The organism is Natronomonas marina, from assembly GCF_024298905.1.
GTDB classification, from domain to species: Archaea; Halobacteriota; Halobacteria; order Halobacteriales; family Haloarculaceae; genus Natronomonas; species Natronomonas marina.
In genome coordinates this window covers 196,988-222,482 of record NZ_CP101154.1, presented here as the reverse complement: position 1 = coordinate 222,482, position 25,495 = coordinate 196,988, and the positions used below count along the sequence as shown (strand labels likewise).

30 protein-coding genes and 3 tRNA genes are annotated in these 25,495 nt (G+C 69.7%); 20 read left to right on the top strand and 13 right to left on the bottom strand.

Going from position 1 to position 25,495, the window contains the following annotated elements; genetic code table 11:
- Positions 1 to 242 precede the first annotated feature (242 nt).
- Positions 243 to 315: transfer RNA gene (locus NLF94_RS01155), tRNA-Arg, on the bottom strand.
- A 112-nt stretch (positions 316 to 427) separates the two neighbouring features.
- Between NLF94_RS01155 and NLF94_RS01150 the strand changes: the two genes are divergently transcribed.
- The 5 genes from NLF94_RS01150 to NLF94_RS01130 all read left to right on the top strand — a co-directional run bounded on the left by NLF94_RS01150 (position 428) and on the right by NLF94_RS01130 (position 4,315).
- Entirely contained in the window at positions 428 to 1,048 is a 621-nt protein-coding gene (locus tag NLF94_RS01150) for a DUF7504 family protein (RefSeq protein WP_254839623.1), read from the top strand.
- A 117-nt stretch (positions 1,049 to 1,165) separates the two neighbouring features.
- Entirely contained in the window at positions 1,166 to 2,542 is a 1,377-nt protein-coding gene (locus NLF94_RS01145; protein ID WP_254841388.1) for a single-stranded DNA binding protein, read from the top strand.
- A 72-nt stretch (positions 2,543 to 2,614) separates the two neighbouring features.
- Positions 2,615 to 3,052 carry a histone gene (locus NLF94_RS01140; RefSeq protein ID WP_254839622.1) on the top strand — a complete coding sequence of 146 codons (438 nt, stop codon included), beginning with the start codon at positions 2,615 to 2,617 and terminating at the stop codon, positions 3,050 to 3,052.
- Positions 3,049 to 4,053 (top strand): histone deacetylase family protein, encoded by a 1,005-nt coding sequence (locus NLF94_RS01135; protein WP_254839621.1) that lies wholly within the window; start codon positions 3,049 to 3,051, stop codon positions 4,051 to 4,053. Before NLF94_RS01140 ends, NLF94_RS01135 begins: the two co-directional genes overlap by 4 nt.
- A gap of 61 nt (positions 4,054 to 4,114) precedes the next feature.
- Positions 4,115 to 4,315: a hypothetical protein gene (locus NLF94_RS01130; protein WP_254839620.1), complete on the top strand. Its 201-nt coding sequence runs from the start codon at positions 4,115 to 4,117 to the stop codon at positions 4,313 to 4,315.
- 4 nt (positions 4,316 to 4,319) lie between these two features.
- On the opposite strand, the gene cca is transcribed toward NLF94_RS01130, so the two are convergent.
- Positions 4,320 to 5,711 (bottom strand): CCA tRNA nucleotidyltransferase, encoded by a 1,392-nt coding sequence (gene cca / locus NLF94_RS01125; protein WP_254839619.1) that lies wholly within the window; start codon positions 5,709 to 5,711, stop codon positions 4,320 to 4,322.
- Between the two features lie 94 nt (positions 5,712 to 5,805).
- Between cca and NLF94_RS01120 the strand changes: the two genes are divergently transcribed.
- Positions 5,806 to 5,878: transfer RNA gene (locus tag NLF94_RS01120), tRNA-Asn, on the top strand.
- A 37-nt stretch (positions 5,879 to 5,915) separates the two neighbouring features.
- Here the strand turns inward: NLF94_RS01120 and NLF94_RS01115 are convergent.
- Positions 5,916 to 7,091, bottom strand: a complete 1,176-nt coding sequence (locus tag NLF94_RS01115; RefSeq protein WP_254839618.1) for an iron-containing alcohol dehydrogenase family protein — start codon at positions 7,089 to 7,091, stop codon at positions 5,916 to 5,918.
- Positions 7,092 to 7,245: 154 nt separating this feature from the next.
- Between NLF94_RS01115 and NLF94_RS01110 the strand changes: the two genes are divergently transcribed.
- The 4 genes from NLF94_RS01110 (at position 7,246) to NLF94_RS01095 (ending at position 9,522) form a co-directional block, all read left to right on the top strand.
- Positions 7,246 to 7,321, top strand: a tRNA-Ile gene (locus tag NLF94_RS01110).
- A 258-nt stretch (positions 7,322 to 7,579) separates the two neighbouring features.
- On the top strand, positions 7,580 to 7,717 hold the full coding sequence (locus NLF94_RS01105; protein WP_254839617.1) for a DUF7560 family zinc ribbon protein: 138 nt from the start codon (positions 7,580 to 7,582) through the stop codon (positions 7,715 to 7,717).
- A 134-nt stretch (positions 7,718 to 7,851) separates the two neighbouring features.
- On the top strand, positions 7,852 to 8,235 hold the full coding sequence (locus NLF94_RS01100) for a winged helix-turn-helix domain-containing protein (RefSeq protein WP_254839616.1): 384 nt from the start codon (positions 7,852 to 7,854) through the stop codon (positions 8,233 to 8,235).
- A gap of 84 nt (positions 8,236 to 8,319) precedes the next feature.
- Positions 8,320 to 9,522, top strand: a complete 1,203-nt coding sequence (locus NLF94_RS01095; protein ID WP_254839615.1) for a hypothetical protein — start codon at positions 8,320 to 8,322, stop codon at positions 9,520 to 9,522.
- Between the two features lie 68 nt (positions 9,523 to 9,590).
- Here NLF94_RS01095 and NLF94_RS01090 read toward each other — a convergent pair whose 3' ends face one another.
- From NLF94_RS01090 to NLF94_RS01080, 3 genes are all read right to left on the bottom strand, one after another.
- Positions 9,591 to 9,974 (bottom strand): Zn-ribbon domain-containing OB-fold protein, encoded by a 384-nt coding sequence (locus NLF94_RS01090; protein ID WP_254839614.1) that lies wholly within the window; start codon positions 9,972 to 9,974, stop codon positions 9,591 to 9,593.
- 115 nt (positions 9,975 to 10,089) lie between these two features.
- Positions 10,090 to 11,256 carry a thiolase domain-containing protein gene (locus NLF94_RS01085; RefSeq protein WP_254839613.1) on the bottom strand — a complete coding sequence of 389 codons (1,167 nt, stop codon included), beginning with the start codon at positions 11,254 to 11,256 and terminating at the stop codon, positions 10,090 to 10,092.
- Positions 11,256 to 11,999 (bottom strand): beta-ketoacyl-ACP reductase, encoded by a 744-nt coding sequence (locus NLF94_RS01080; protein ID WP_254839612.1) that lies wholly within the window; start codon positions 11,997 to 11,999, stop codon positions 11,256 to 11,258. The genes NLF94_RS01085 and NLF94_RS01080 overlap by 1 nt, the downstream gene beginning before the upstream one ends.
- 496 nt (positions 12,000 to 12,495) lie before the next feature.
- Between NLF94_RS01080 and NLF94_RS01075 the strand changes: the two genes are divergently transcribed.
- A complete protein-coding gene (locus NLF94_RS01075; protein ID WP_254839611.1) occupies positions 12,496 to 12,924 on the top strand; it encodes a CopG family ribbon-helix-helix protein in 429 nt (142 codons plus the stop codon).
- Between the two features lie 6 nt (positions 12,925 to 12,930).
- Here NLF94_RS01075 and NLF94_RS01070 read toward each other — a convergent pair whose 3' ends face one another.
- Positions 12,931 to 13,155, bottom strand: a complete 225-nt coding sequence (locus NLF94_RS01070) for a helix-turn-helix domain-containing protein (RefSeq protein WP_254839610.1) — start codon at positions 13,153 to 13,155, stop codon at positions 12,931 to 12,933.
- A 157-nt stretch (positions 13,156 to 13,312) separates the two neighbouring features.
- On the opposite strand from NLF94_RS01070, the gene NLF94_RS01065 reads away from it, so the two are divergent.
- A complete protein-coding gene (locus tag NLF94_RS01065; protein WP_254839609.1) occupies positions 13,313 to 13,849 on the top strand; it encodes an SCP2 sterol-binding domain-containing protein in 537 nt (178 codons plus the stop codon).
- Between the two features lie 22 nt (positions 13,850 to 13,871).
- Here NLF94_RS01065 and NLF94_RS01060 read toward each other — a convergent pair whose 3' ends face one another.
- Entirely contained in the window at positions 13,872 to 15,533 is a 1,662-nt protein-coding gene (locus NLF94_RS01060; protein ID WP_254839608.1) for an AMP-binding protein, read from the bottom strand.
- Positions 15,534 to 16,314: 781 nt separating this feature from the next.
- Positions 16,315 to 16,965 (bottom strand): helix-turn-helix domain-containing protein, encoded by a 651-nt coding sequence (locus tag NLF94_RS01055; RefSeq protein ID WP_254839607.1) that lies wholly within the window; start codon positions 16,963 to 16,965, stop codon positions 16,315 to 16,317.
- A 265-nt stretch (positions 16,966 to 17,230) separates the two neighbouring features.
- On the opposite strand from NLF94_RS01055, the gene NLF94_RS01050 reads away from it, so the two are divergent.
- The 6 genes from NLF94_RS01050 to NLF94_RS01025 all read left to right on the top strand — a co-directional run bounded on the left by NLF94_RS01050 (position 17,231) and on the right by NLF94_RS01025 (position 21,470).
- Positions 17,231 to 17,791 carry an SCP2 sterol-binding domain-containing protein gene (locus tag NLF94_RS01050; RefSeq protein ID WP_254839606.1) on the top strand — a complete coding sequence of 187 codons (561 nt, stop codon included), beginning with the start codon at positions 17,231 to 17,233 and terminating at the stop codon, positions 17,789 to 17,791.
- Positions 17,791 to 18,993: an acyl-CoA dehydrogenase family protein gene (locus NLF94_RS01045; RefSeq protein WP_254839605.1), complete on the top strand. Its 1,203-nt coding sequence runs from the start codon at positions 17,791 to 17,793 to the stop codon at positions 18,991 to 18,993. Before NLF94_RS01050 ends, NLF94_RS01045 begins: the two co-directional genes overlap by 1 nt.
- A 73-nt stretch (positions 18,994 to 19,066) precedes the next feature.
- Entirely contained in the window at positions 19,067 to 19,459 is a 393-nt protein-coding gene (locus tag NLF94_RS01040; RefSeq protein ID WP_254839604.1) for a 30S ribosomal protein S6e, read from the top strand.
- A gap of 23 nt (positions 19,460 to 19,482) precedes the next feature.
- Positions 19,483 to 19,896 (top strand): DUF7112 family protein, encoded by a 414-nt coding sequence (locus NLF94_RS01035; RefSeq protein WP_254839603.1) that lies wholly within the window; start codon positions 19,483 to 19,485, stop codon positions 19,894 to 19,896.
- The gene (locus tag NLF94_RS01030) at positions 19,893 to 20,333 is read left to right on the top strand and encodes a DUF5807 family protein (protein ID WP_254839602.1); all 441 of its coding nucleotides are present in this window, start codon (positions 19,893 to 19,895) and stop codon (positions 20,331 to 20,333) included. The genes NLF94_RS01035 and NLF94_RS01030 overlap by 4 nt, the downstream gene beginning before the upstream one ends.
- A 72-nt stretch (positions 20,334 to 20,405) precedes the next feature.
- Positions 20,406 to 21,470 carry a phosphotransferase family protein gene (locus NLF94_RS01025; RefSeq protein ID WP_254839601.1) on the top strand — a complete coding sequence of 355 codons (1,065 nt, stop codon included), beginning with the start codon at positions 20,406 to 20,408 and terminating at the stop codon, positions 21,468 to 21,470.
- 36 nt (positions 21,471 to 21,506) lie between these two features.
- Here the strand turns inward: NLF94_RS01025 and NLF94_RS01020 are convergent, their stop codons facing one another.
- Both NLF94_RS01020 and NLF94_RS01015 read right to left on the bottom strand, forming a co-directional pair.
- A complete protein-coding gene (locus tag NLF94_RS01020; protein WP_254839600.1) occupies positions 21,507 to 22,589 on the bottom strand; it encodes a DHH family phosphoesterase in 1,083 nt (360 codons plus the stop codon).
- A gap of 70 nt (positions 22,590 to 22,659) precedes the next feature.
- Positions 22,660 to 23,097, bottom strand: coding sequence for a universal stress protein (locus tag NLF94_RS01015; RefSeq protein WP_254839599.1), 438 nt, complete (start codon positions 23,095 to 23,097; stop codon positions 22,660 to 22,662).
- Between the two features lie 74 nt (positions 23,098 to 23,171).
- Between NLF94_RS01015 and NLF94_RS01010 the strand changes: the two genes are divergently transcribed.
- Positions 23,172 to 23,612 carry a universal stress protein gene (locus tag NLF94_RS01010; protein ID WP_254839598.1) on the top strand — a complete coding sequence of 147 codons (441 nt, stop codon included), beginning with the start codon at positions 23,172 to 23,174 and terminating at the stop codon, positions 23,610 to 23,612.
- On the opposite strand, the gene NLF94_RS01005 is transcribed toward NLF94_RS01010, so the two are convergent.
- A complete protein-coding gene (locus NLF94_RS01005) occupies positions 23,609 to 24,142 on the bottom strand; it encodes a GNAT family N-acetyltransferase (RefSeq protein ID WP_254839597.1) in 534 nt (177 codons plus the stop codon). The two genes, NLF94_RS01010 and NLF94_RS01005, sit on opposite strands and share 4 nt — an antisense overlap.
- Positions 24,139 to 24,507 (bottom strand): universal stress protein, encoded by a 369-nt coding sequence (locus tag NLF94_RS01000; RefSeq protein WP_254839596.1) that lies wholly within the window; start codon positions 24,505 to 24,507, stop codon positions 24,139 to 24,141. The genes NLF94_RS01005 and NLF94_RS01000 overlap by 4 nt, the downstream gene beginning before the upstream one ends.
- A gap of 310 nt (positions 24,508 to 24,817) precedes the next feature.
- Here NLF94_RS01000 and NLF94_RS00995 point away from each other — a divergent pair, with 310 nt between their 5' ends.
- Complete coding sequence (locus tag NLF94_RS00995; protein WP_254839595.1) at positions 24,818 to 25,492, top strand: DUF5806 family protein; 675 nt, start codon at positions 24,818 to 24,820, stop codon at positions 25,490 to 25,492.
- The last annotated feature ends 3 nt before the right edge of the window (positions 25,493 to 25,495 follow it).

Below are 25,495 nucleotides of genomic sequence, written 5' to 3'. Positions count from 1 at the left end.
TTCCTCGCTGTCGCTCGCGGTGTTGCACCAATGAGAACGTCCGGACGGCGGTTCACGCGAGCGGAGCGAGCGTGAACCTCGTTCGGACGCGAACGAAGTGAGCGTCCGGACGGCGATTTGAACTCGCCGAGAAATGCTCGCTCACTCCGTTCGCTGCGCGTTCCTCGTCTGCTCAAATCGCGTCGGGCCGTCTTCGGCGAACGGTCTCCTCGCTGGCGCTCGTCGCGTCGTTCGCCGAAGAACGTCCGGACGGCGATTTGAACGCCGGTCCCTGGCTCCGCAAGCCAAGAGGATAGTCCACTACCCTATCCGGACTCATCTCTACGTACCCCGGTTCGACGTATAGGGGTTACGATTCAGCTACCGCGACCGGTGCCTGTCAACCATCCATGGTATTTATTGCGGAGAACGGCGAAGGAGGATTAAGATGTCAGCCGGGGAGTCAGTCGGCGATCTGATCGACCGCCCGAGCAGCGCCGACCTCGAGGACGCGTCGAACGTCCTCGTGCTGGCGACGTCGCTCGACGAGAGGGCCCGCGAGTCGTACTACCGGACGCTTTTCCCCGACCAGCCCTCGACGGTCGACGTCCTCGCCGTTGACTACCGGCAGACGCCCGACCAGTATCTCGACGAGTGGCGCCGGTACGCCGACGGGAAGCCGCGGCGGTGCGGCATCATCTGCGTCGGCGAGTCGACGCGCGGTCCGGGGGACGCCAGCGACATCGACGGGAACGCCGTCGCCTGCGTGGAGAACCCGGGCGACCTGACGGGCGTCGGCATCAAGGTCGGCAACTACCTCGACGGCTACGGCGGTCCCGAGACGGTCGTCACCTTCGACTCGCTGACGGTGCTGCTGCAGTACGTCGAACTCGAGCGGGCGTTCCGGTTCCTGCACGTCCTCTCGAACCAGGTGCGGTCGATGGACGCGGTCGCCCACTATCACATCGACCCCGAGGCCCACGACGACCAGGTGCTGGCGACGCTGTCGTCGCTCTTCGACGCCGTCGCCCGCTTCGACGACGGCGACTGGGAGATTCGGAGCCGGTAGCCGAGGGTTTTTGCCGGAGGACGCGGCCAGGCCCCCCATGCCCAGACGACCGGACGACAGCGGGTCGTACCGACAACGACAACGCTTTTCGGGAGGCCGTCCATGCCATCTGTAGCTATGGGTGCCATCGAGGATGTCTACGCGGACCTCGACGCCGACGTCTCCGAGGAGGAGTTCCGCGAGGCCGTCGAGGAGAAGGTCGAGCAGATGGGGGGGCTGGCCGACGAGGAGACGGCCGCGATGCTCATCGCGCACGACCTCGACGGCGGCGAGGTCGAGACCATCGCCGACGTCGAACCGGGCCTCGAGGAGGCGAAGTTCCTCGGCAAGGTGCTGAGCGTCGGCGAGTTGCGGACCTTCGAGCGGGACGGCGACGACGAGGACGGCCACGTACTCAACCTCGAGGTCGCCGACGAGTCGGGCAGTATCCGGGTCGCGCTGTGGGACGACGACGCGGTGGCCGCCGAGGAGGAACTCGCGGCCGGGCAGGTCCTCCGGGTGAAGGGCCGCCCGAAGGACGGCTACAACGGCGTGGAGGTCAGCGCCGACCGCGTCGAACCGGACGCCGACGCCGACATCGACGTCGACGTGGGGGGTGACGGGACCGTCGAGTCGCTGTCGCTCGGCCAGTCCGACGTGAACCTCCGCGGCGTCGTGCTCGACACCGACGAGGTGCGGACCTTCGACCGCGACGACGGCAGCGAGGGCCGGGTGTCGAACCTGACCGTCGGCGACGAGACGGGCCGCGTTCGCGTGACGCTGTGGGACGAGCGGGCCGACCGCGCGACGGAACTGGACGCCGGCCAGAGCGTCGAAATCGTCGACGGCTACGTCCGCGAGCGAGAGGGCGCCCTCGAACTACACGTCGGGGACCGCGGCGCCATCGAGGAACTCGAGGAGTCCGTCGAGTTCGTCCCCGATGCAACCGACATCGCCGGGGTCGAAATCGAGGAGACGGTCGACATCGCCGGCGTGATCCGGTCGGCGGACCCCAAACGGACCTTCGACCGCGACGACGGCAGCGAGGGCCAGGTGCGGAACGTCCGCCTGCAGGACGAGACGGATGACATCCGGGTCGCGCTGTGGGGACCGAAGGCCGACCTCGACGTCGGGCCGGGCGACGAAATCTTCTGTGCCGACGTCGAGATACAGGACGGCTGGCAGGACGACCTCGAGGCGTCGGCCGGGTGGCAGTCGGCCGTGGTCGTCCTCGACGGCGCCGAACCGGACCGTGGCGGCGACTCGGCCGGCCTCGACGAGTTCGCCGACGGCTCTGCGCCCGAGACCCGCGACGCCGACGACGCCGACGAACCGCACGATGGCGACCGGGAGACCTTCACCGGGACCGTCGTCCAGCCGGGCGATCCAGTCATCCTGGACAGCGGCGAGGAGACGCTCCGCGTCGAGACGGACGCCGACGTCCACCTCGGCCAGGAGGTGACCGTCCGGGGGCACCGCGACGGAGACAGTTTCGTCGCCGAGGAACTCCGCTGAGCCCGCGACGGCCGGCCATCGCGGCGCCCGGTCTGCGTTACAGTTAAGGCTGCCTCGCCCGCGTTGTGGGGTATGAGCGTCGAGCTACCGTTCGCCCCGGTGGACTCCGTCATCCGCCGGAACGCAGGCCAGTTGCGGGTCAGCGCCGGAGCCGCCGAGGAACTCGCGCGCCGAATCCAAAAGCGGGGGGCGGCGCTGGCGGCGGCGGCGGCCGAGGAGGCCACGGCGGACGGGCGGAAGACGCTGATGGCCGAGGACTTCGACGCCCCGGTCGTCGACAAGGACCTGCTGGAGTTGCCGGTCGCGCCCGTCGACCGCATCGCACGGCTCGACATCGACGACCGCTACCGCGTCTCGATGGACGCCCGCATCGCGCTGGCGGGCGAACTGGAATCGTACGCGGACACCGTCGCGGCGGCCGCGGCCATCCTCGCCCGGCACGCCGACCGCCGGACGATCAAGGCCGAGGACGTCGAGACCTACTACGAACTCGAACCGTACTTCGAATGAGGTTCGGCTACCGCGAGGTCTGTCTGGAACACGACACCGGCTCCCGGCACCCGGAGACGGCCGACCGCCTTCGGGCCATCCGTCGCGGGCTCTCGAAGCGACACGGCGTCGAGTACGTCGAGGGAGACCTCGCGGACGACGCGGCGCTTTCGGCCGTCCACGACCCCGACTACGTCGAGGCCGTCAGGGAGTTCTGCGAAGACGGCGGCGGGACCTGGGACGCCGATACCGTCGCCGTCGAGGAGACGTGGGACGCCGCCCGGGCCTCGGCGGGACTGGCCTCGTGGGCCGCCGAGACGGCCCTCGACGGCGCCGACGGGCGGTCGACGCCGTTCTCCATCGGGCGCCCGCCGGGGCACCACGCCGAAACGAACGAGGCGATGGGCTTCTGTTTCTTCAACAACGTCGCGGTCGCCGCCCGGGGGGCGCTCTCGCGAGACGACGTCGACCGCGTGGCCGTCTTCGACTGGGACGTCCACCACGGCAACGGCACCCAGGAGATAACCTACGACGACGACGACGTCCTCTACGCCTCCGTTCACGAGCGGGGGCTCTTTCCGGGGACCGGCGAGGTGCTCGAGACCGGCGGTCCCGACGCCCGGAAGACGAACCTCAACGTGCCGCTCCCCGGCGGCAGCGGCGACGACGAGTACGCGGCGGTCGTCGACGACCTCGTGGCGCCGGCGCTGGAGCGGTTCGACCCCGACCTGCTCGTGGTGAGCGCGGGCTTCGACGCCCACCGCCACGACCCCATCTCACGGATGCGGGTCTCGACGGAAGGGTACGGCCACCTCACCGACCTGGTCCGGGAGACGGCCGACCGGTGTGATGCCGCACTCGCCTTCGTGCTCGAGGGCGGATACGGTCTGGACGCGCTGGCCGATTCCGTCGGCATGGTCCACGAGGTGTTCGACGGCCGCGACCCCGTCGTCCCTGACGACGAGGTCGACGACGACGCAGCGGGCGTCATCCGCGACGTGGCCGACGCCCACGACCTGTAGCGCCGGGGGCGCCGCCCTCGCCGTCGCCGGAGTTTTGTCCGGCCGCCGCGACCTTCGAGCCGTGCCGGAGGAAGGAGACCACGGCGTCGAGGACCCGTTCGCCGTCCTGTTGCCCGTGGCGATGGGACTCGTCACGGTCGCCGTCGTGGTCGTCGAGAGGACGCTGGCGACACTCGTGGGCACCGCGGCCGGCGTCGGTCTCGTCGTAATCGCGGGACTACTCCGCTACCGCGAGAGTCGACAGAACGCCGACGACGAGTAGCGCCTCACGGCTCCGGCCAGAAGTACCGCGCCAACTCGACGCCGAACTCGTCGGCCAGCGCTGCTATCTCCTCGCCGACGAGCAGGTCGTACCCCGACTCCAGTGCGGACTCGACGTGGACGCCCAGCGAGACGTCGAACAGTTTCGCCTCGAGCAGGTCCGCCGGCGTCCGGGCTTCGCGCGGGCGCTCGACGACGTAGCGGCCCTCCTCGTCGACGAACGGGCCGGTGACGGTCTCGTCGTCGGCGTAGGCGTCGTAGAACCCTTCGGCGTGCTCGCGGACGCCGACCGGCGGGCCCCGGTGGCGGGCGACGGCGGGCAGTTCGGCGACGGCGCACTCGACGAGGAGGACCGCCGTCCCGTCGGCGAACCGCGCCGAGCGGAGCGGGGCGAACCCGGCCCGCTCGAGGGCACCCTCGACGCCGCCGAGGGACTTCTCCAGTTGCGGGTAGAGCTGGTCGTCGACAACGTCGGGCGCCTCGAACCGGACCGCGACGGGCGTCGTCCCGCGGGCCTCGACCCGCTCGCGGACCGCGGCCGCCGACAGAGGGTCCGGCTCGCGGGACTCGAACAGCTCGACCCGCGGCTCGTCGAGCAGCTCGCGGGCATAGTGGACGAGTCGGGCGACGTTGCGGGCCGAGCAGACCGCAGCGACGTTGCGCCCGGGGTCCGTCGGGTCGACGACGACGAGCGGGTCGTCGAAGGCGGAGCCGTCGTCGCCGTCACCGGCGTTCGGCGACGCCGTCTCGCCCCCCTCGTCGTGCGGCTCGGGCGTCAGGCGGACGGGCGGCTGCCAGTCGGCCGCGGCCTCGACGAACGGCCGGAAGCCGCCGTACTCGAGGACGAGCAGTTCGGTCAGGAAGCCGGAGAATCCCCTCGTCTCGAGGTCGCTGCCGTAGACGCCGATGCCGCCGAGGAAGGCCTTGGCGACCCGGACGTCGTCGGCCAGCGGCTCGATTCGCCCCTCGAGGTAGTCGGTGTGGAACGGCGTCCGGTCGACGGCCGAGCGGATATCCGCTGCCGACTCGACGGCGTAACAGGGGACGCAGTCGACCTCGAAGCCGTCGAGTTCGCCCTTGACGTAGGGGTGTTCGGCGAACTCCTCGTGACCGTCGGGGAGCACCTCGTGGCCGACCGCCAGCCCGTGGGTCTCGAGCTGTTCGCGGGACAGCGAGGGTGGGAACCGGACGAAGAGGTCGACGTCGCGGTCCCCGGAGAGCCACGTCCCGCGGGCGGTCGAGCCGACGAGTCGCGTGTCGGCCTCGACGGGGAGGTCCGCGATGGCGGCCTCGGCGCGGGCCGAAAGCTCCTCGACGACCGACTCCAGCGCCTCGCGTTCGGCCTCGTCGGGGACCACCCGGCCGCGAACCTCGACGACGACCGACTCCAGCGACATACCCGCGGTTGCGCCGTCGGCTGGTAAAGCGTGTCGATGCCGGGGCGAAGCGAAAGCCCTATTTATCGAATCGAAGTAAGGACGAACGCAACGGGCCGCCGTAGCTCAGTTGGTAGAGCACCTGGTTGTTACCCAGGTTGTCCCAGGTTCGAGACCTGGCGGCGGCGCTTCTCTCGCGTGGGCGAGCGGGTATCCGGCGGTCCGTCACCACGCCTCGCGCAACACGGCCTCCAGTTCCTCGACCGTCGGGTCCAGCCCCGACGGACAGTAGGGCATCAGCCCGTCGGCGTGGACGTCCACCGCGACGTCGGGGAGGTCCGACTCGGCCATGTCGTCCACCTCCCGGAGCCGCGTCGGCAGCCCCAGCGCGTCCCGGATTTCGACGACCGCCTCGACGACGCCGTCGGCGGTCGCCTCGGGGGTCGTCGCCTCGACGCCGAGGCCGTCGGCCAGCAACTCGCGGGCGCCGTCGACCCGGTCGAAGAGGTACCGGAGCGCGTGCGGTGCGACGATGGCGTGGGCGCCGCCCTGCTGGACGTCGTACCCGCGGGCGATGCCGTGCCCGAAGGCGTGAATGAGCGACAGCGTCAGGCCGTCGGCCCGCGAGCAGCCGTACTGGGCCAGCACCGTCCCGACGACGGCGTCGTGCATCGTCGCGTCGTCGCGGTCGCCCGCGCCGAGCGCCGGCAGTCCCCGTGAGAGCAGCCGCAGCGCCCGCAGCCCCGTCGCGTCGGTTATCGGCGTCGCCGTCGCCGCGTAGGCCGTCTCGACGGCCTTGTCGAAGCCATTCATCGCCGAGGCACACAGCACGCCGTGCGGCGTCGTCCGGAAGAGGTCGGGGTCGTACAGCAGCGCCGACGGCATCAGTCGCTCGTCGTAGGCGCCGCCGCGGACGAACCCGTCTCGCCGGGAGGTGACGCCCGCGACCATCGACAGGTCGGCGCCGGCCAGCGTCGTCGGCACCGCCACCACCGGCGGGAGGTCGCCGTCCGGGACCGCGACCGACCCCGTCTCGTCGAAGCGGTCGTGGGCCGCCTCGGGCGACCCACGGGCCGAGAGCGCCGCGATTAGCTTCCCGAGGTCGAGACTGCTGCCGCCGCCGACGGCGACGACCGCGTCGGCGCCCGTCGCCCGGAAGCGCTCGGCGCCGGCGACAGCCGTCTCGAAGCGCTTCTCGGGCGTCGTCTCGGCGAACACGCCGGCGAGGCGGTCGCCGAGTCCATCGCGGACGAGGTCCATCACCGCCGCCGTCGAACCGACCGTCCGGCCGGTGACGACGAGGGCGTCGTCGGCGCCGAGCGCCGCCAGTTCCCCCGCGAGGTCGGCGACGCACTCGCCGTAGCGGATCGTCCCGGGGTCGTAGTCGAAGCGAAAGTCCATACCGCGGGTTCGGTCTCCCCGGTCTTTCATCTTCGTGTGGTGGCAGGCAGGTCGTCGACCCGGCCAGGATGGCGGTCGTCCCGGCCGGGTACTGCCGCTTCCCTGCGGGATTCCCGGCACACTAAAGTGCCCGCACGGAGTATCCGAGAACCGAGGGCCCTTAGCTTAGCCTGGCTCAAAGCGATCCGCTCATAACGGATTGAGCGCCGGTTCAAATCCGGCAGGGCCCATCGCTTCTGTGGCGGACGGCGGCGAGGAGCCGCGGGTGTCCCCCGGAGACCCCCGAGACGCAGCGGCGGTCGGGAAGGGATTTACCCGCGTTTCCGGCCGGCACGAGGACCACGAACGCGTCGCCCGAGAGGTCCTCGAGACCTGGGAGTCGATACGGGAGTGAGGGTCCGACCGCCCCGAATCCCGCGCCGCGGTACGCTGTCCCACGAACCGGGAAGAAGGAACGGTAGTATGTCCAACGGGCGCCTGTTCGTGATATGGACAGATCCACGTTCGTCTGCCCGGACTGTCGGGGCGAGATCGCGGTCACGTCGCGGACCCGACGGACGCTCCTCGAGGAGGGGTGCGTCTTCTGTGGTGGACCGGTCTCCAGCCGGTCGTTCGCCGTCAACTGACCTGCCCGCCTGCGGACGGGGGCAGGAACGACCGGTCAGTCCCCCCACCGCGGGACCCCGGCCAGCGTCGTGCATATAAACTCCCTGTGTATGGTGGGTCCCAATACGCAACGGTCCCGCCCCTCCTACCGAGTATGACGAACCCGTCCACCGCCGGCAGCAGAAACGAGACCGCGACCGGACTGCAGTTCCGGCACCCCGGCACGCAGACCGTCGATTCGGAGGCCGCCCTGACCGCCCTGAACGATCCGGACTGCCGGGAACTGCTGGAGGTGGCGACCGACGAACCCCGCACCGCGGCGGAACTCATCGAGGCGTGCTCCATCCCGCGTTCGACGGCCTACCGGAAGATAGACCTGCTGACCGAGGCCGGCCTGTTCGAGGAGGGGATTCGAATCAGGACCGACGGCAAGCACGCCAGCGAGTACCGGCGTGCGGTCGAGGAGATCACCGTCTCGCTGTCGACCGACGACGGCGTCGAGATCGGGGCCGGGGCGGCGGCACCGGCGTGTGACTGAGATGATCGGCCGGTTCCGAGTCGTCGATCGGTAGCCGCCGATGTCGAGTTCGTCGTCCGACGCCGGCCGGAGGTGTCATCGGAGATGAGCACCGCCACGGGGACGGTCTCCCGCTGGACGCGCGGGTTCGTTGCCGCCGGCGTCGGGTGGCTGGTCTGCTGGCAGGCGGCCGTCCTCGTCGGCGCCGGTCGCAGTGTTGCCGTCGTTCTCGGGCTGTACGGCTTCGTGCTGCACACGGTGTTCGGCAAGGGCTACGCGCTCGTTCCCGCCTACTTCGACCGCTCGCTCTCGTTCCCGCGGGCGCCGGCATTGCACCTGCCGCTGGCCGTCGCCGGGACCGCCGCCCTGGCGGCCGACGCCGCCGGACTCGTCCCCGGCAGGTGGGGAACCGCCGGGGGCCTTCTGTGGGCGCTGGGGTGTGCGGTCTTCGTCGGGTCGCTCGGCTGGAGCCTTCGGGGCAACCTCACCGGCCGGGAGACGGCGACCGCCAAGGCGAAGGCCGACCGCCGCCGCGTCGACCGCTTCGCCAACGTCTTCGTTCCCGTCGCGCTCGCGTACCTCGTCGTCGGGACGGCCCTGCCGAATCTCGGTGCAGTCGGTCTCCCGACGGGACCGCTCCCGGCCGTCGGGCCGGCGCCGTCGCACCTGCTGGCCGCCGGCACCGCCGCACTCCTGCTCTTCGCGGTCGGGTTCAGGCTGCTACCCCGGTTCCTCGTCGTCGCCCCGCGCCGACCGCTCGTGGCCGTCGTGCTGCCGGCCGGTGCGCTCGGCCCTCTCCTGCTGGCCGCGACCTTCGGCGGCGGGCGGTGGTTCCGGATCGGCGCCGCCCTCCAGGCGGTCGCACTGGTCGGGTTCGCGGTCGCGTACGTCGACATGTTCGTCCGGAGCGACCGGCGCCGGGTCGGGCTGTACGGCCTGCTCGTGGCGGCGGCCGCCGCCGTCGGCGTGGCGGCGCTCGGCGTCCACATGGCCACGGCCGGCTTCGACCCGGGGGTCGCCGACGCCCACGCCCGCCTCGCGCTCCTGGGGTTCCTCGGCGTCGCCGTCGTCGCCGTCAGCTACCAGTTCTACCCGCCGGCCGTCGCCTCGCTACCGGGGGTCGACGACCGGACCGCGGGGGCCGCCCTCGCGCTTCTCGGCGTCGGCGTGGGCCTGGAGGCGGGCGGACTCCTCGCGGACAGCGGTTCCGTTGTCGTCGCCGGTCGGACGGCGGCGCTCGTGGGCGCTCTCGGCCACGCGGCCGTGGTACTGGCCGTCTTCCGGGGCCGCCAGAACCGTGGCCGATAGCGTCGGCGACCGTCCAGAACGGCGGATCATCGGCGCGAGGGCCGAGCGCGAATCCCCACCGGCGGCCGCTACGCCGGTTCGAAGACGATGACTCGCTCGCCCTCCGTCTCGTTTCGGCCGACGCCGAGACTGACCTGCTGGCCGACGTCAACGTCGGCGTGGTCCATCCCGCGGACCTGCCCGGTGACGTTGACGGGACCGAACTCGGCGACCGCGACGACGTAGGGCGTGTCGTCGGCGAAGGAGGGACCGGCGACGTTGACGACGGTGTAGGTCAGTATCTCGCCGGTCGTCGGGAGGTCCCGCCGCTCGAGACTCCGGGCGCCGGTCGCGGGGTCGACCTCACGGGGCGGCAGCCAACCGTCGCCGCTCGAACTCTCGAGGTAGTAGGGCTCGCCGGCCTCGAGGGCGTCGAGGAAGTCGTCGTAGCCGGCGCTTCGAGCGTCGCTCATGCAACCACCTCCGGAGCGCGGCGCCGGCGTCGTTGCACTCGCTCGCTTCGCTCGCTCATGCAACCACCTCCAGAGCGAAACCTCTGCCGTCGTTGCACTCGCTCGCTTCGCTCGCTCATGCAACCACCTCCAGAACGTTGACGACGCAACTGGCGACCGTGCCGCCGGCGTTGTGCGTGAGACCGACCTCGGCGTCGGCGACGGCGTCGCTGTTGACGTGGTCGCCACGGAGTAGCTTCGTCATCTCGGAGATCTGGGCGCCGCCGGTCGCACCGACGGGGTGGCCCTTGGCCTTCAGGCCGCCCGAGAGGTTCACCGGCAACTCGCCGTCGATGGCCGTCTCGCCGTTCGTGGCGGCGTCGATGGCCTCGCCCGTCTCGTAGAAGCCCAGCGCCTCCAGGGCGAGCACCTCAGCGATGGTGAAGCAGTCGTGGACCTCGGCGACGTCGACGTCGTCAGGACCGACCCCGGCGTCGGCGTAGGCGGTCTCCGCGGCCCGCTCGGCGGCGGGGGTCCGGGTCATCGAGGCGCGGTCGCCGAGCGCCATCCGGTCACTGCCCTGGCCGGTGCCGGTGATGGCAACGGGCGCCTCGAGGCCGTGGTCGTCGGCGAAGGACTCGCTGACGAGCAGCGCCGCACTGCCGCCGTCGCTCATCGGCGAGCAGTCGTAGAGACCGAACGGCGAGCAGACCGTCGGCGCCTCCAGGACATCCTCGACATCGATGGCGCGCTGGAACTGCGCGAGGTCGTTGTCGACGGCGTTGGCGTGGTTCTTGACCGCGACGTGGGCCAGGTCCTCGCGGCCGCCGCCGTGCTCGTGGAAGTAGCGGTTGGCCATCAGCGAGTAGGCGCCGGGGAATGTGACGCCCTGCTTGATTTCCCAGAGGGCGTCGGCAGCAGCCGCGAGACCGGCGGTTCCCTCCGGGGTCGAGACGTTGGTCATCCGCTCGGCGCCGCCGACGAGGACGGCGTCGGCAGTGCCGCTGCGGACCCGCTCGACGCCGAAGCGGACGGCGGCCCCGCTGGAGGCACACGCGCTCTCGATGCGCGTGGCCGGGGCGGTGACGCCGGCGGCGTCGGCCGAAAGCGGTCCCGAGTGACCCTGCTGTTCGGTCACCTCGCTCATGAAGTTGCCGTAGAAGACCTCCTCGACGGCGCCGCGGTCGACGCCCGCGTCGTCGAAGGCCTTCCGTGCGGCCTCGCCGAACAGTTCGCGGGCGGTCCGCTCGGGGTACTTCCCGAACGGCGTCATCCCCACACCGGCGACGCGAACACCGGCCATTACCACTCCATGCCCCCGTTGACGCCGAGTATCTGGCCGGTCATGTAGCTGGACTCCTCGCTGGCGACGAACCGGACGATGCCCGAGATGTCCTCGACCTCGGCGAAGCGGTCCAGCGGGATGCGCTCGAGAATGCCCTCCTTGACGCGGTCGGGGACCTCGGCGAGCATGTCCGTCTTCACGAACCCGGGCGCGACGCAGTTGGCGGTCGACCCCTCGCTGGCCAGTTCGAGCGCGACGGTCCGCGTGAAGCCGAACAGACCCGACTTCGTCGTCGCGTAGTTGGCCTGCCCGTAGTTGCCCTGCTGGCCGACCACGCTGGAGATGTTGATGAGCCGTCCCTCCTCGGCGCTCCGGATGTCCTCGAAGCAGGTCTTCGTGCAGTTGTAGACGCCGCCGAGGTTCACGTCGACGACCCGTTCCCAGTCCTCGCGGGTCATGTTCTCGAACTTCTTGTCGACGGTGATGCCGGCGTTGTTAACGAGGACGTCGACGCTGCCGAACGCCGCCCGCGACGTCTGGCACATCGACTGTACCTCCTCGAAGTTCGAGACGTCGGCCTGCGCGACGATTGCCTCCCCGGGACCCTCGTCGATGACGTCCCGGACCTCGTAGGCCGCCGACTCCGAGGAACGGTAGTTGACGACGACGTTGGCGCCCTCGCTACCGAGTTCCTCGGCGATACCGCGTCCGATACCCTTCGACGCACCCGTTACCAGGCACGTCCGTCCGTCGAGTGACACAGGAGATCCCTCCACCTAGGTCGACGTGGACGACCCTAATGTGCTTGGGGTATCGAGTCGGATTTCCGACGGTTCGTAGCCTTTTTTAGCGTACGACGCCAAAATCGTCTGGAAAGTTCGGAGCAGTGCACTCCGAGTCGTCCCCGTTTCGAGTCTCGTTTCGTCCGTGTCACTTATTCACATAGGTGACGTAGCGTTCCGTACCGTCCCGCACTGTCGCCGTGGGTAGGCGGACAGGGGCGGTGCACCGAAGTGGACTGCTATCGGTGGCGGCACACCGCTCGGGTGTGCCGATTTCTACTCGTTTCGGGGGCGTGCAATGCACGGACAGCCCCGAACGTCGGCGTGCGATCAGTTCCGAGTTGTTAACCGTCAACAGTCACGAAATACGCTTTCGACACTTCAGATTCGTCGAGAGTCGCTTTCAGGTCACACGCTCTCGGCATCTCCGCCGGAACCGCTAATCCTTAATATCTCGGGCGGCACGAATTGTTACATGAGCGTCGTCAGCGTCTCGATGCCGGAAGCGTTGCTCGAACGAATCGACACCTTCGCCGACGAACACGGCTACACGGGTCGCAGCGAGGTCGTCCGGGAGGCGAGCCGGAACCTGCTCGGGGAGTTCGAAGACCGGAAGCTCGAGGATCGGGAGCTTATGGGTATCGTCACCGTCGTCTTCGACTACGAGACGACCAGCGTCGAGGAGAAGATGATGCGGCTCCGGCACGAACACGAGGAGACGGTCGCCTCGAACTTCCACAGCCACGTCGGCGGCCACCACTGCATGGAGCTTTTCGTCCTGGAGGGGACCCTCGAGGAGATATCCACCTTCGTCGGGAAGATACGCGCCACGCAGGACACCCTCACGATCGACTACTCGGTGCTGCCCGTCGACGATTTCGGGCCTCTGGCCGACGTGAACTGATCTCGGTCAGTGGGCGTCGGCCCCGTCAGCGAGGCGCTGGCGGCCCTCCTCGGTCAGGGTGTAGGCGCCCCCGCTGGCGGCGATGCGGATGTACCCGTCGTTCTGCAGGTCGTAGCACTGCCGGTCGACCGTCACCGGATGACGGTCAAGCTCGTCGGCGATGGTCGTCACCGGCAGCTGGTCGTGCGCCGCGAGGAGCTTGAGGATCCGTTCGGCGGGGCCGCCGTCCATTCGTGGTTCGTAGGGAGAGCGGCTGACGGTATGAGGTTTGCGACCGTTCAGGCGGATCGCGCCAAGCGACTCCCCGCCGCAGGACGGTCACAAAAAACCCCTCGGATTCGCGGAGACAGCACCAACCGCCGGGAGACGTACCTGCCAACGAGTTACGATGTCACGGACAGAAGTCGACGACACCGAGACGCTGTACTTCCCGAGCCAGGCGTGGTTCGCCGAGTACCGCGAGCGAATCAACGACGACGACGCCTACGCGGAGGCGGCCTCCGACTGGGGGACGGACTTCGACGGCGACTTCGTCTTCAGGATGGAGGAGATGCCGGTCGAGGACCTCGACACGGCGGCGATGCCCGACTCGCTGGCCGAGGACCTCGAACGGTACGTCACCGAGGAGGACGGCAGCTACGTCGGCCACGCCCTCCTCGGACTGGAGGGCGGGAAGTGCACCGACGCCCGCCTCGTCGAGAGCGCCGAATCGGTCGAGGCCGGCTTCACCCTCACTGCCGACAACGAGACCTGGAAACAGCTGATGGCGGGCGAACTGGGCGTCGTCGACGGCATGATGTCCGGCCACTTCGAGATCGACGGCGACATGCAGAAGGTGATGCAGTACTCCCAGGCCGCGGTCCGCCTGACGGAGACCGCCGCCGAGATCGACGCCGAGTTCGCCGACGACGCCTTCGCCGAGTAGTCGCGGGCGAGCGGCCCGATCGTCACTCCGAGCGCGCTTTCAGCGCCTCGCGGTCGACCTTCCCGATGTCGGTCAGCGGCACCTCCTCGAGGAACTCGACGGCGTCCGGCACCGCCTGCCGGGGGACCCGGCCCTCCAGGTACGACCGGACGTCGGCGGCGTCGATGTCGGCGGCGTCCTCGGGTTCGACGAAGACCTTCACCCGCTCGCTACCCGGTCGCTCCGGGTCCGGGACGCCGACGGTCGCCGGCCGCCGGACGCCGTCCATGCCGAACAGTTCCTCGTCGACCTCCTCGGCGTAGACCTTCAGCCCCGAGACGTTTATCATGTTCTTCACCCGGTCGACGACGTAGAACCGGCCGCGCTCGTCGACCCGGACGACGTCGCCGGTGGCGACGAAACCCGCCGAATCGAACGGGTCGTCGGCGTCGAGGTAGCCCGCCATCCGCTGGGGACCGTTCACCAGCATCTCGCCCTCCAGTTCCTCCGCGACGGCCCGCTCGATGGGAATCTCCTCGTCGGTCTCGACGTCGCGGAGTTTCACCTCGGTGTCGGGGACGGGAACGCCGACGGTCGGCCCCTCGAGGCCGGCGTCGTCCGCCGGGGCCGCGTCCCCCATCACGGCGCGCTGGATGCCGGCGACGTTGAAGTGCGTGATGGGCGACATCTCGGAGAGACCGTACCCCTGCGAGAGGCCCTTCGCGCGCTCGCCGAACCGCTCGCGGGTCTCGGCGGCCAGCGGTGCCGACCCCGACAGCCCGATGACGTCGGCCTCCAGGTCCGTGTCGGCCAGTTCCATGAACTGCGTCGGGACGCCGAACATCACCAGCGGGTCGTGGTCGGCGACCAGTTCACCCACGAGGTCGGTGTCGCGGGCATCGGGCACCACCAGCAGGTCCAGCCCCAGCGACACCAGCATGTTGGTGACCGTGTAGCCGTAGGCGTGGTAGGCGGGCAGCGCCTGGACCGCCGCCTCCCGTCCCCGCATCAGGTCGGGGAGCCGAGACTGGATCGCCACGGCCTGCTCGACGTTGGCCACGAGGTTGCGGTGGGTGAGCCGACAGCCCTTCGGCTGACCGGTCGTCCCGCCGGTGAACAGCAGCGTGTGGACGTCCGAGGGGCCGACGTCGACGGGGTCGGGGTCGCCGGCCGACTCGAGAACGTCGGGCCACCACTCGACGCCCGCCTCGTGGTCGTGCTCCGGGGGGTCCGTCGAGTAGTCGGCCAACTCGGTGAGTATCAGGTGGTCGGCGTCGGCGGCCGCCCGCAGTCGCTCCAGCAACTCGCGGTGTTCGGCGTGGCCGACGACGACGTCGGGATTGCTCTCCTCGAGACGGTACACGAGGTCCGCCTCGGCGTCGAGGAAGTCGTTGGGGACGTGGACGGCGCCGGCCCGCGAGACGGCGTTGGTGACGACCACGAACTGGACGGAGGTCGGCAGGACGGTGGCGACCCGGTCGCCCGGCCCGACGCCCCGGGCCTGGAGGGCCGCCGCGAGGGCCTCGGCGTCGTCGCGCAGTTCCCCGTAGCCGACGCGGCGACCACCCTGGACGACCCCCTGGTCGGGGAACTCCTTGGCGGCGTCGTACAGGTACCGGTGCAGCGGGTGGTCGGGGTACGGTTCCAGCGTGTGGTCGATGCCGTAGGCGTCGTACTCCTCGAACCACGGCGGCTCGTCGGTCATGGGCGGGTCGTCGACCCCGCGTCGCCAAACGGTGTTCGCTCGTATGCGCGGCCGTTTAATCCGCACGCAGTCAGCGTGGCCGCCGTGGACCGCCGCTATCGGCGGCCCGCGAACGTGACGTCGTCTTCGACGTATCTACGCCACCGCACTCACCCGGACCACCACTGCACACCCCGAACGCCCTCGGCCTTTCAGGCCACCAGGAAAGTGAATCGCAGGCGGTGGCGTGCGTGCGTCGACCGGACCGAGCCGGACGGCGAGGGGCGGTCGACAATCCGCGCGCGAGGGACGAGTGAGGCGCGGGCGGCGCGACCGACGGGAGCGCCGCCGAATGGGCGAACGGGGAGCGACGCGACCCGTGAGCCCGGGAGCGGAGCGACCGTCGAACGAGTCGGCTGGGGAGGAACGTGGCTGCGGTGCGGGTGCTGTCCTGGCGGATTCGAAGGGCGAGACCGTGGTCGAGCCCGCCCGGACGAAGCAAGCACGCGAGCGAAAGAGAGCGCGCGCAGCGAGTCCCGGCGGGTCGAGCCGGTCGAGGGCTTCGGAGGGAAGTCCCAGAACGCTGCGGAAGACGAGGGCTTCGGAGGGAAGCCCCAGAACGCTGCGGAAGACGAGGGCTTCGGAGGGAAGCCCCAGAACGCTGCGGAAGACGAGGGCTTCGGAGGGAAGCCCCAGAACGCTGCGGAAGACGAGGGCTTCGGAGGGAAGCCCCAGAACGCTGCGGAGGACGATACAAACGTCGAGCCGGTCGAGAGCGTGGTGAGCGGGTCCGGGAAGAGCGTTACGGCGCGATGGCTTCCATGACCTGCGCCTCTATCTTCCGGAGGTGCTCGCCGACGGTCCCGTCGGAGCGGTCCAGTTGGTCGGCGATGTCCTGGTGGGTGGCCTGCCGGGGGACCTGGTAGTAGCCGACGTCGAGCGCCGCCCGCAGCGTCTCCTGCTGGCGGTCGGTGAGCATCGAGAAGAGCCGTTCCTCCTCGGGGACGTAGTCGCTTATCTGTTCGAGGTTCAGCCCGATGTCGTCGGGCACCTGCGGGATGACCTCGCGGATGACCTCCTCCTCGCCGACGATGTGGGCCCGCAGCGAGTGCTCGCCGGTGTACTCCAGCGGCATGTTGAGGACGAGTTCGTACTCGCGGAACAGCGACAGCAACTCGACGATGGTGTCGGTCGGGACGAAGTGGGCGTAGACGGTGACGTGGTCGTCGCCCTCGGAGATCTGGAAGTCGAGAATCTCGTCGGACTCCTCGGCGATCTCGCGGCCGCGCTCGATGTCCCCCGAGAGCTGAAACAGGGTCACCGCCGTCCCGTCGTCGAGCAGGCTGATGTTGTGCAGGAGTTCCCGCGAGATGTCGGGTTCCTCGGCCAGCGCGTCGTCGACCGGATGCAGGCCGCCGTCGCGGGGGATGATGACCGTCCGGACGTAGCGCATGAGTACCGAAGACACGGCGACGGCCGACATAAACGTGTTCCACCGGAAACGCCCCGAGACTCCGCCCTCCGCCGGCACGTATAAACGCCGTCGCATCGGCGGACGGGCGCTTATGTGTGCTCCGAACCTCGGCTCAGACGGCGTTTCGGGGCCTGATACACCACATCCAGGAATCGCTTAAAAATCCCCACCCATGCGAGGAGCAACCCACAGGCCCGTCCACGCGAACCGATTGGATAGACGGGGACCGACCCCGCGAGCAACCATGACCGACGACATCGCACCCACCGTGGAGGCATCGCTCGAGAAGTCCCAGGACGAACTCGAAGAGGAACTGCCGGAACTGCTGGCGGAACTGGACGGCGAGACCCGCGAGTTCGTCCAGGCGAACCCCGGGCTGTTCGGCCGGCTGGTCGGCCGGATGGACGACCTCGACGTCGCGGCCTTCGTCGAGGCCAACCCCGAGACGGCCGACCGGTTCCAGGACTTCCTGTGGACCGGCGTCGAGGTACTCGTCGCCAACGACCCGGCGGTCCAGGAGCAGATCAACCAGGACATCACGGTGAACTTCGAGGCGACCGACTGCCCGATGACGGGCCACATGGCGGTCGACGGTAGCGAGGAGACGCTCACCGGCGGCGCCGGCACCGTCGACGACCCGACGCTTGAGATTACGGGTCCGGCCGACAACCTGGTGGGCCTCATCACGGGCGCCATCGACCCCGTCCAGGGCTTCATGGCCCAGCAGTACGAGATGGACGGTCCCGTCGCGACGGGGACCCAACTCGCGCCCATCATGGGCGAACTCGCCGAGAGCTTCGAGTGATGTACTACGACGAGGACGGCGGCGAGTTCCGCGAGGAACTCCGGGACCTCCTGGCGGCCGAAATCGAGCCGGTCGTCGACGAGGCCGACCGCGAGCCGCTGACCCGCGAGGAGTTCCTCGAGTACACCGGCGTCCTGCGGGAACTCGACGTGGGCTTCAGCCCCGAGATGGCACGGGAGTACTTCGGCAACCTGGAGCGGTTCGCCATCGTCTCCGAGGAGGTGTCGCGGGTCTGGCCCAGCCTCAACGTCGCCCTCCAGATGTCGTTCCCGTCGGTGTTCGTCAGGCACGCCGCCGAACCGACCCGCGAGGCCCTGCTGGACGACCTGCAGGCGGGCGAGTGTATCGGCTGCCTGGCGGTCACCGAACCCGAGGGCGGTTCCGACACCGCCCGGCCCAACACCGTCGCCCGCAAGGACGGCGACGAGTACGTCCTCAAGGGGAAGAAGGAGTGGGTGGGGAACGCACCCATCGCGGACGTGGCGCTGGTGGTCGCCCACGACGAGGAGGCGGACACCCAGGACATGTTCCTCGTCGACCAGCCGACCTCGCCGTTCGAGACCGAGACGATGGACAAACTCGGCTGGAAGGGCGTCAACAACGGCAAGATGCACTTCGACGGTGTCCGCGTTCCCGAGGACAACCGGCTGTCGAACATCGTCGGCAACGCCCTGATGGAGGGCGCCGACATGCAGGAAATCGTCCCGTTCCCCGAGGCCGTCTCCCAGCTGTTCTTCGAGCAGAAGGCACTGAACGCGACCTTCTCGTTCATGCGGACGGGGATGTCGTTCATGGCCGTCGGCATCATGCAGGCGGCCTTCGACGAGGCCCTGGACTACGTCCACGAGCGGGAGACGTTCGGCAAGCCCATCGGCGAGAACCAGCTCGTCCAGGAGAAGCTCTACGAGATCCTCCGGGACCTGGAGACGTCGCGGCACCTCTCACGGCACGCCCTGGAGTTGCTGAAGCGGGGCGACGACCGCGCACGGCTGTACTCGTCGCTGGCGAAGGGCTACACCTCCGAACGCTCGGTCGACGCGACCTACAACGCCCTGCAGGTCCACGGCGGCGAGGGGCTGAAGACCGAGAACCGCCTCGAACGGTACTACCGCGACGCCAGCGTCATGACCATCCCCGACGGGACCACCGAAATCCAGAAGCTCATCGTCGGCAAGGAACTGACCGACATGAGCGCCTACTGAGCCCACCGGATCGCCGGATAGGGGCGCGTGCGGTTTCAATACCCTTTTGCCGACGCGTCCAGTTTCCCCCCGTATGGCAGACTTCCAGGTCGTCGTCGGTGACCCCGACGAGGGCATCACGCACGCCTTCGAGGTGGACGGACAGGACGCCAACCGATTCATCGGCCGCTCCATCGGGGAGACGGTCGACGGCAACGCCGTCGACCTCACCGGCTACGAACTCGAGATCACCGGCGGTTCGGACACCGCCGGCCGACCGATGCGCGAGGACGTCTCCGGGACGGGGACGGCGGCCATCCTGCTGGAGGGCGGCGTCGGCTTCGACCCGACCGTCGACGGCGAGCGAAAGCGCGTCACCGTCCGCGGCGCCGAAATCTCCGACGAGACGCGGCAGATAAACGCCAGGATCGTCTCCCGCGGCGACGAGTCCGTCGAGGACCTCCTCGGCGGCGACGAGGACGAGTAATCGCGTTCCCTTCCAGTTCCTTCATGCCCAGCGTCTCCTCCGACGGCGTCGAGACCGTCCGTGGCACCATCGTCGAGAGCGGCGCCCTGGACCGCCCCCGACTCCGCGTCCCCGACGGGACGATTCCGGAGGGCGTCGTCCGGGTCGACGCCGACGGCGGGCCCTACCACGCCCCCGTCGAGACCGACTTCGGCGGCGAGGTCGAACTCCGCGGCCTCTACGACAACCCCCGGATGGCCCGCGAGCGGGACGGCGAGAACCACCTCGCCGCGTGGGTCGACGACCAGGGACTCGAAACCGGCCGCACCGCCCTGCTCGACGTCGTCGTCGAGGGCGAACAGTACGGCCTCCGGGCGCCCGGCGACAGCGCCGTCTACCGGGTCGTCGAGTCGCCGGACGACGACCTCGCGTCCATCGCGGAGGACCTCGACGGATGAGCGGCGCCGGGGCGCTGTACGACTCCTTTCTCGCCGGCGACCGGCCCGACGACATCCTCGTCTATCTCCACGAGGAGGGCGTCGGCTCCGTCGAGGACCTGCTGGACATCGGGACCCGCGTCGAGGACGGCGTCGTCCTCGTGTTGCCCGGCGAGGACGGCAAGGCCGCCTTCGAGAGCGCGACCGGCCTCGACGCGATGGACTTCGCCGGCATGGCCATGGAGACGGACGGCGACGTCGACGACGACTGCACCGGCGGGACCTGCCCGGACGGCGACGGCGACGACCACTACGTCAAGTTCGTCTTCGCGTTCGCCGAGGCGCAAAACGAGGCCGTCGGCGGTCTCTACGCCGAGGGCGACGTGATTCACGGCTACGCCGCCTGCGCCTGCGGGACGACCTACTCCGACAAGTGGGTCGCCGACCCCGACGACTGAGGACGCCCAGGACCGCGGCAGCGCCTCACACGCCAGCACAAGACTTCTCCCCGTCGGCACCAGCACGAAGGTATGGACGGGCAGGTCGCCGACGACGAGGTCCGAGAGATGGTCGCCGCGCTCCGGCCGGCGTGGACGGTCCGGGGCGTCGACCGCTGCGAGTACGGCACCGACTTCGTCGCGTTCCTCGACGTGCGGGCGCCAGACGGCGACCGCGAGGCCGTCCTGAAGGCGACCACCGCCGACTTCGTCGACCCCGAAATCGCCCGCGCCGAACCCCGCCTGCTCGAACTCGTGGGCCGGGAGACGACGGTTCCGGTCCCGGCGGTGTACGGCTACCGGGACGACCACCCCGACCACCCGTCACCGTTCTACCTGATGGAGCGCGTCGACGGCGAGAACTTCGAGAACCGGGTCGACGACCTGCCGACGGCGGCCCGCGAGCGGGTCGTCGGGGAAGCGGGGCGCAACCTCGCCGCACTCCACGACCTCGGACCGCTGCCGGCGGCCGGGAACGTCGGCGTCGAAGACGGCGACCTCGCGGTGCTGGACACCGACGACCACCCCCGCGCCGACGACTTCCACGCGTGGCTGCTGGAGGGCCGCGAGGAGACGCTGGACGAACTCCTCGACGGCGGGTGGTTCCCCGAGAAGGCCGACGACAGAGAGCGGTTCGCCGACCTCGTGCCGGACCTCCGGGCGTACTGCCGGGAGACGCTGCCGGCGCTCCCGGACCCGGCGCCGCCGACCTACTGCCACTGGGACTACCGCTACGGGAACCTCCTCGTCGACCCGGAGACGGGCGAGACCCGCGCGGTGCTGGACTGGGCGAACCTCACCGCGGCGCCGCCCGCCTACAACCTCGCCAAGGTCGAGTCCCACCTGTTCGACCCCGTCACCGAGGACGACGACGTGGTCGCGGCGCTCCGCGAGCAGTTCCGGACCGCCTACGCCGACGCTCGCGAGGGGTGGGCCTTCGAGGAGTCGGTCCGCGAGCGCATGGCCGTCTACCGCCTGACGAGTCGCGTCGACGCGATGGCCTGTCTTCCGCTGTGGCACGAGGAGGCGACGCCGGCGGAGCGCGACCGAATCGAGGACCACCACCGGACCTTCCTCGCCGACTACCTCGAAGACTGACCCGGGGGACGGACTCGGCGCCGCGGCGGTCCGCCGCTACGCGTCCGCGTCGGCGCTTTCCTCGGCGGCCACCTCGCGGAACGCGTCGAGGATGACCTGCCTGGTGACCGCGCCGCGGGTCGTCCAGTGGTGGGCGTAGTCCAGCATGTCGTCGTAGATGTCCGGCTTGCAGCCGGCCGCCTTCGGGTGTCCGCCGCCGTTGACCCGGCCGGCGACCTCGTGGCAGCGCTCGAAGGCGTCCGTGCCGCGGATGGAGGCCGACCCGGCGGGCTTGACGATAACGGAGGCGTCGGCACCCGCCTCCCGCATCGCCTCGGCGACCTCGTTCTGCGAACACCGGCCGTAGGTGACGCCGACGGTCCACTCGCCGACCTCCTCGTACTCGGCACGGTCGACGGCCTTCTCGACGAGGGCTTCCTTCTCGACGCGGCGCTCGGCAAGGAACGCCTCAACGTCGGCCGGCAGGTCGGCGCCGTGTGCGAGGACCGTCTCGATGTACTCCTCGGGGTCGACCCAGTGGGCGTAATCGGCCAGGTCGTCGCTCCGGGGGTCCTCCCGCAGCCAGAGGTCGTGGTCCCGCGTGACGGCGGCGAGTTCGGCGTACCGCTCCGCGAAGTCGTACTCGAGGCTCCGCAGCGTCACGTCGGCGGTACACTCCTCGTCGGACTCGCCGACGACCAACTCGGCGTACTCCCCGACGGTCGCCGTCAGGTCCTCGTCCCACTGGTGGTGGTCGAACCACCTGACGTCGGCGGCCCGCTCTGCGACCGCCGGCAGCGCCTCGACGTCGCGCTCGTCGTCGGGACAGAGATCACAGACGAACAACTCCAGACCGGGCGCCCCGAACTCGACGACGTACTCGAGGGCGTCGGCGATTTCGTGGGGACCGGCGGGTAAAAGCGCCGCCTCGCCCAGCGCGACCCGAATCAACGCGACGCAGGCGAGGCCGTCGGCGTCGGGGTCGGCGACGACGACGCGGTCGGCGTCGGCCAGCGCCTCACGGGCCTCGCGTTCGGTCTCGGCGTCGTCGATGGAATCCGGGACGAAGAACCCCTCACCCGGCAGGACCGAGCGCCGGGACAGCGGGATATTGTCGTCGTCGATGAGCCAGTCGTCCATACTCCCGCGAGGACGCCCGGAGCCAATAACCCTCCCGTTCTCGTCGCTCGTTCGTCGGCCGCGGCGCCGGTCAGTCCAGTTGCCGGACGGTCAACACCGGCTGGGGACACATCCGGACGACCCGCTCGGCGACGCTGCCGAGCAGAAAGGAGTGCTCGCCGTGGCGGCCCCGGGTCCCCATCGCCACCGCGTCGGCGTCGATGTCGCGCGCGTAGCGGATTATCTGGTCGGCAGGGCGGCCGACCCGGACGGCCGTCTCGAGGACGGCCGGCGTCTGGCGGGCGTCGTTGGCCGCCTGGACCGCCTCGAGCGCCTCGGCGCTCTGCTCGTCGAGGGCGTCGCGGACCTCGTCGTGGAGGTGGTCCGGCAGCGACTCGACCTGTCCGGCGTCGACGACGTACAGCGCGTGTGCGGTCGCCTCGAATCGGGCCGCCAGGTCCAGGGCGCACTCGGCGGCCCGCGAGACGCTCTCGGAGCCGTCCGTGGCCACCACCACCGTGTCGAACATACCGGCTCTCGGCCCGCGTCCGACAAAAAGGTACGCGGGGAGGGTTTTTTGATACCCCCCTCCGACGTTCGGGTATGGAGGTCGACACCGTGCTCGTTCCGGTCGACGGCTCCGAGGAGGCGATGGAGGCCGTCGAATACGCCGTCGCCATCGCCGAGCGATACGACGCCGGCGTCCACGCCCTCTACGTGCTGGGCGAGGAGGCCGCGACCGCGATGCAGGAGGGCGCCGTCGAGGCCGCGGCCATCGCACGGCGGAGCGAGCAGGTGATGGCGGGCGTCCGCGCGCTCGCCGGCGACTGCGACGTGCCCGTCGACCACTCCTCGGCGTACGGCTTCTCGCAGACCCGGCTCTCACAGCACCCCGGCAGCGTCATCCTCGACGTGGCCGAGTCACTGGAGACGGACTTCGTCGTCGTCCCCCGCGAACCCGTCACCGGCAACCCCGAGGCGGTCATCGAGAAGGCCGCCGAGTACGTGCTGGCCCACGCCTCACAGCCCGTCCTGTCGGTTTAGTCGTCGGGGTTGCTCAGTTTGGCGGCCATCTCGAGTTCGAATCCGTCGGGGTCGCTCGTCTCGAACCCAACCTTCTGGTAGAGGGCGATGGCCGGTGAGTTCCACCGCTCGACGGTCAGCCAGATGCGCTCGACGCCATCCCGTCGGCCGGCACCGAGCAGGGCCTCGACCAGCGCCGTCCCGATGCCGGCCTCCTGGTAGGCCCGGAGGACGAAGATGGCCAGTTCGGAGGCTCCGTGACGGTCCGGGACCAACATTGCGTGGCCGACGACCGAGCCGTCGTGGCAGGCGACGACGTTGATGCAGTCGGTCTCCACGAGCGTCTCGAGCCACTCGCGGATGGCCTGCTCGTCCGTCGGCGGGATGCCCTGGGCGCGGTCCTCGGGGTCGAACGAACGGTACATCTCCACGAGCGCCTCGAAGTCGTCCTCGAGTTGGCGGACGTCGATGTCGCGGCCCTCGTGGTCGGTGAACGACCGCGGTGGTGCCTCGTACGGTCCGGCGATTTCGGTCGGGTATTCGCGTGTCATCGGACCAGAGTCACCGTCGTTTTCGCGTTCAGCAGTACGAACTCGGCGATCGAGCCGAGCTGGACCTTGCCGAGTGGGCTCGTCTCGCCGCCGCCGAGGACGATTCGGTCGTAGCCTTCCCGTTCGGCCAACTCGAGCAGCCGACTGCCGGGATGGCCCGAGAGGGTCCGGACCTCCGCGTCGAACCCGACCTCCTCGAGGGCGGCGTCGATCCGGTCCCGTATCTCCGCGGTGTCCCGCTCCGAGTCGGGGTTCTCGACGACGGCGATGGTGAGGCTGTCCCCCGCCTCGCTGGCGCGTCGTATCGTCTCCTCCAAGGCGCGAAAGGAATCCTCGCTGCCGCCGACCCCCAGGAGTACGTCCATGTGTACAGGGAGGGCGCCGGAACCCAAAAGCCTCCCGTATCGTTCGGCACCGACGACCGGAGGATCGACCGCCCGAACCGGGCGTTCTCGCCAGTTTCGCCGTTCTGTTGTCCTCCCGAACAACTACGTCGCGGTTCGTTCCTCGCCGCTCGCGTTCCGTGCCCCTCCCTGCGGTCTCACCGCAGTCCGCGGCTCGCGGCTCGTTCCTCGCCGCTCGCGTTCCGTGCCCCTCCCTGCGGTCGGGGCACGCGTACGCCACCCGTCAGACATCGCCGATACGCTTTTTCGACGGCGGGCCGCTACTCCCGGTATGGTCGAGGACGCCGAGGCGGCGGACGACGGGGAGGAACCGACGCCGGCTGTCAGGCGGGTCTCGGGGAACGAGAACGGCGAGGCAGACGACGCCAACCGCGACCCAGGGGTTCCACAGGATGTCAGGGAGTACGCCCGCTTTTCGAAAATCGACGGCTCGACGTACGACCGAGCCAACGAGTTCCTCCGGGAGCGGACCTACGTCACGGCCCGCGAGTGGGCCATCGCACGGCTCTGTGCGGACTTCCGGACCGAGACCGGCGTCGAGATGACGAAGATCGGCGAGAACCTGCCCGAACTCGTCCCGTTCATGACCGACACCTACAGCCCCCAGGCCGTCAACCAGGCGCGGGCCAGTTTCGACGAGAAGGTCCGGAAGGCGGGCGCGACCTTCCTCTACGGCGCGATGTGTGACTTCTACACCGCCGAGGAACTGGACGACCTCATGTACGAGATAACCGAGGTCGCCAAGTTCCTCCTGGAGGTCGAGGGCGTCGAACTCGGCGTCGACGAGGAGCTGGAGGCCGAAGAGCGCATCTCCAGCGTCATGCGCGAGGTCCGGGAGTCCTCGGCGGCGCTGCGACACGACCGCGTCACCTGTCCGGAGTGCGGCCACGAAATCGCCTCCGACGGCGAGTCGGGTCACGCCCACGGGGCCGAGGCCGACGACTGAGGC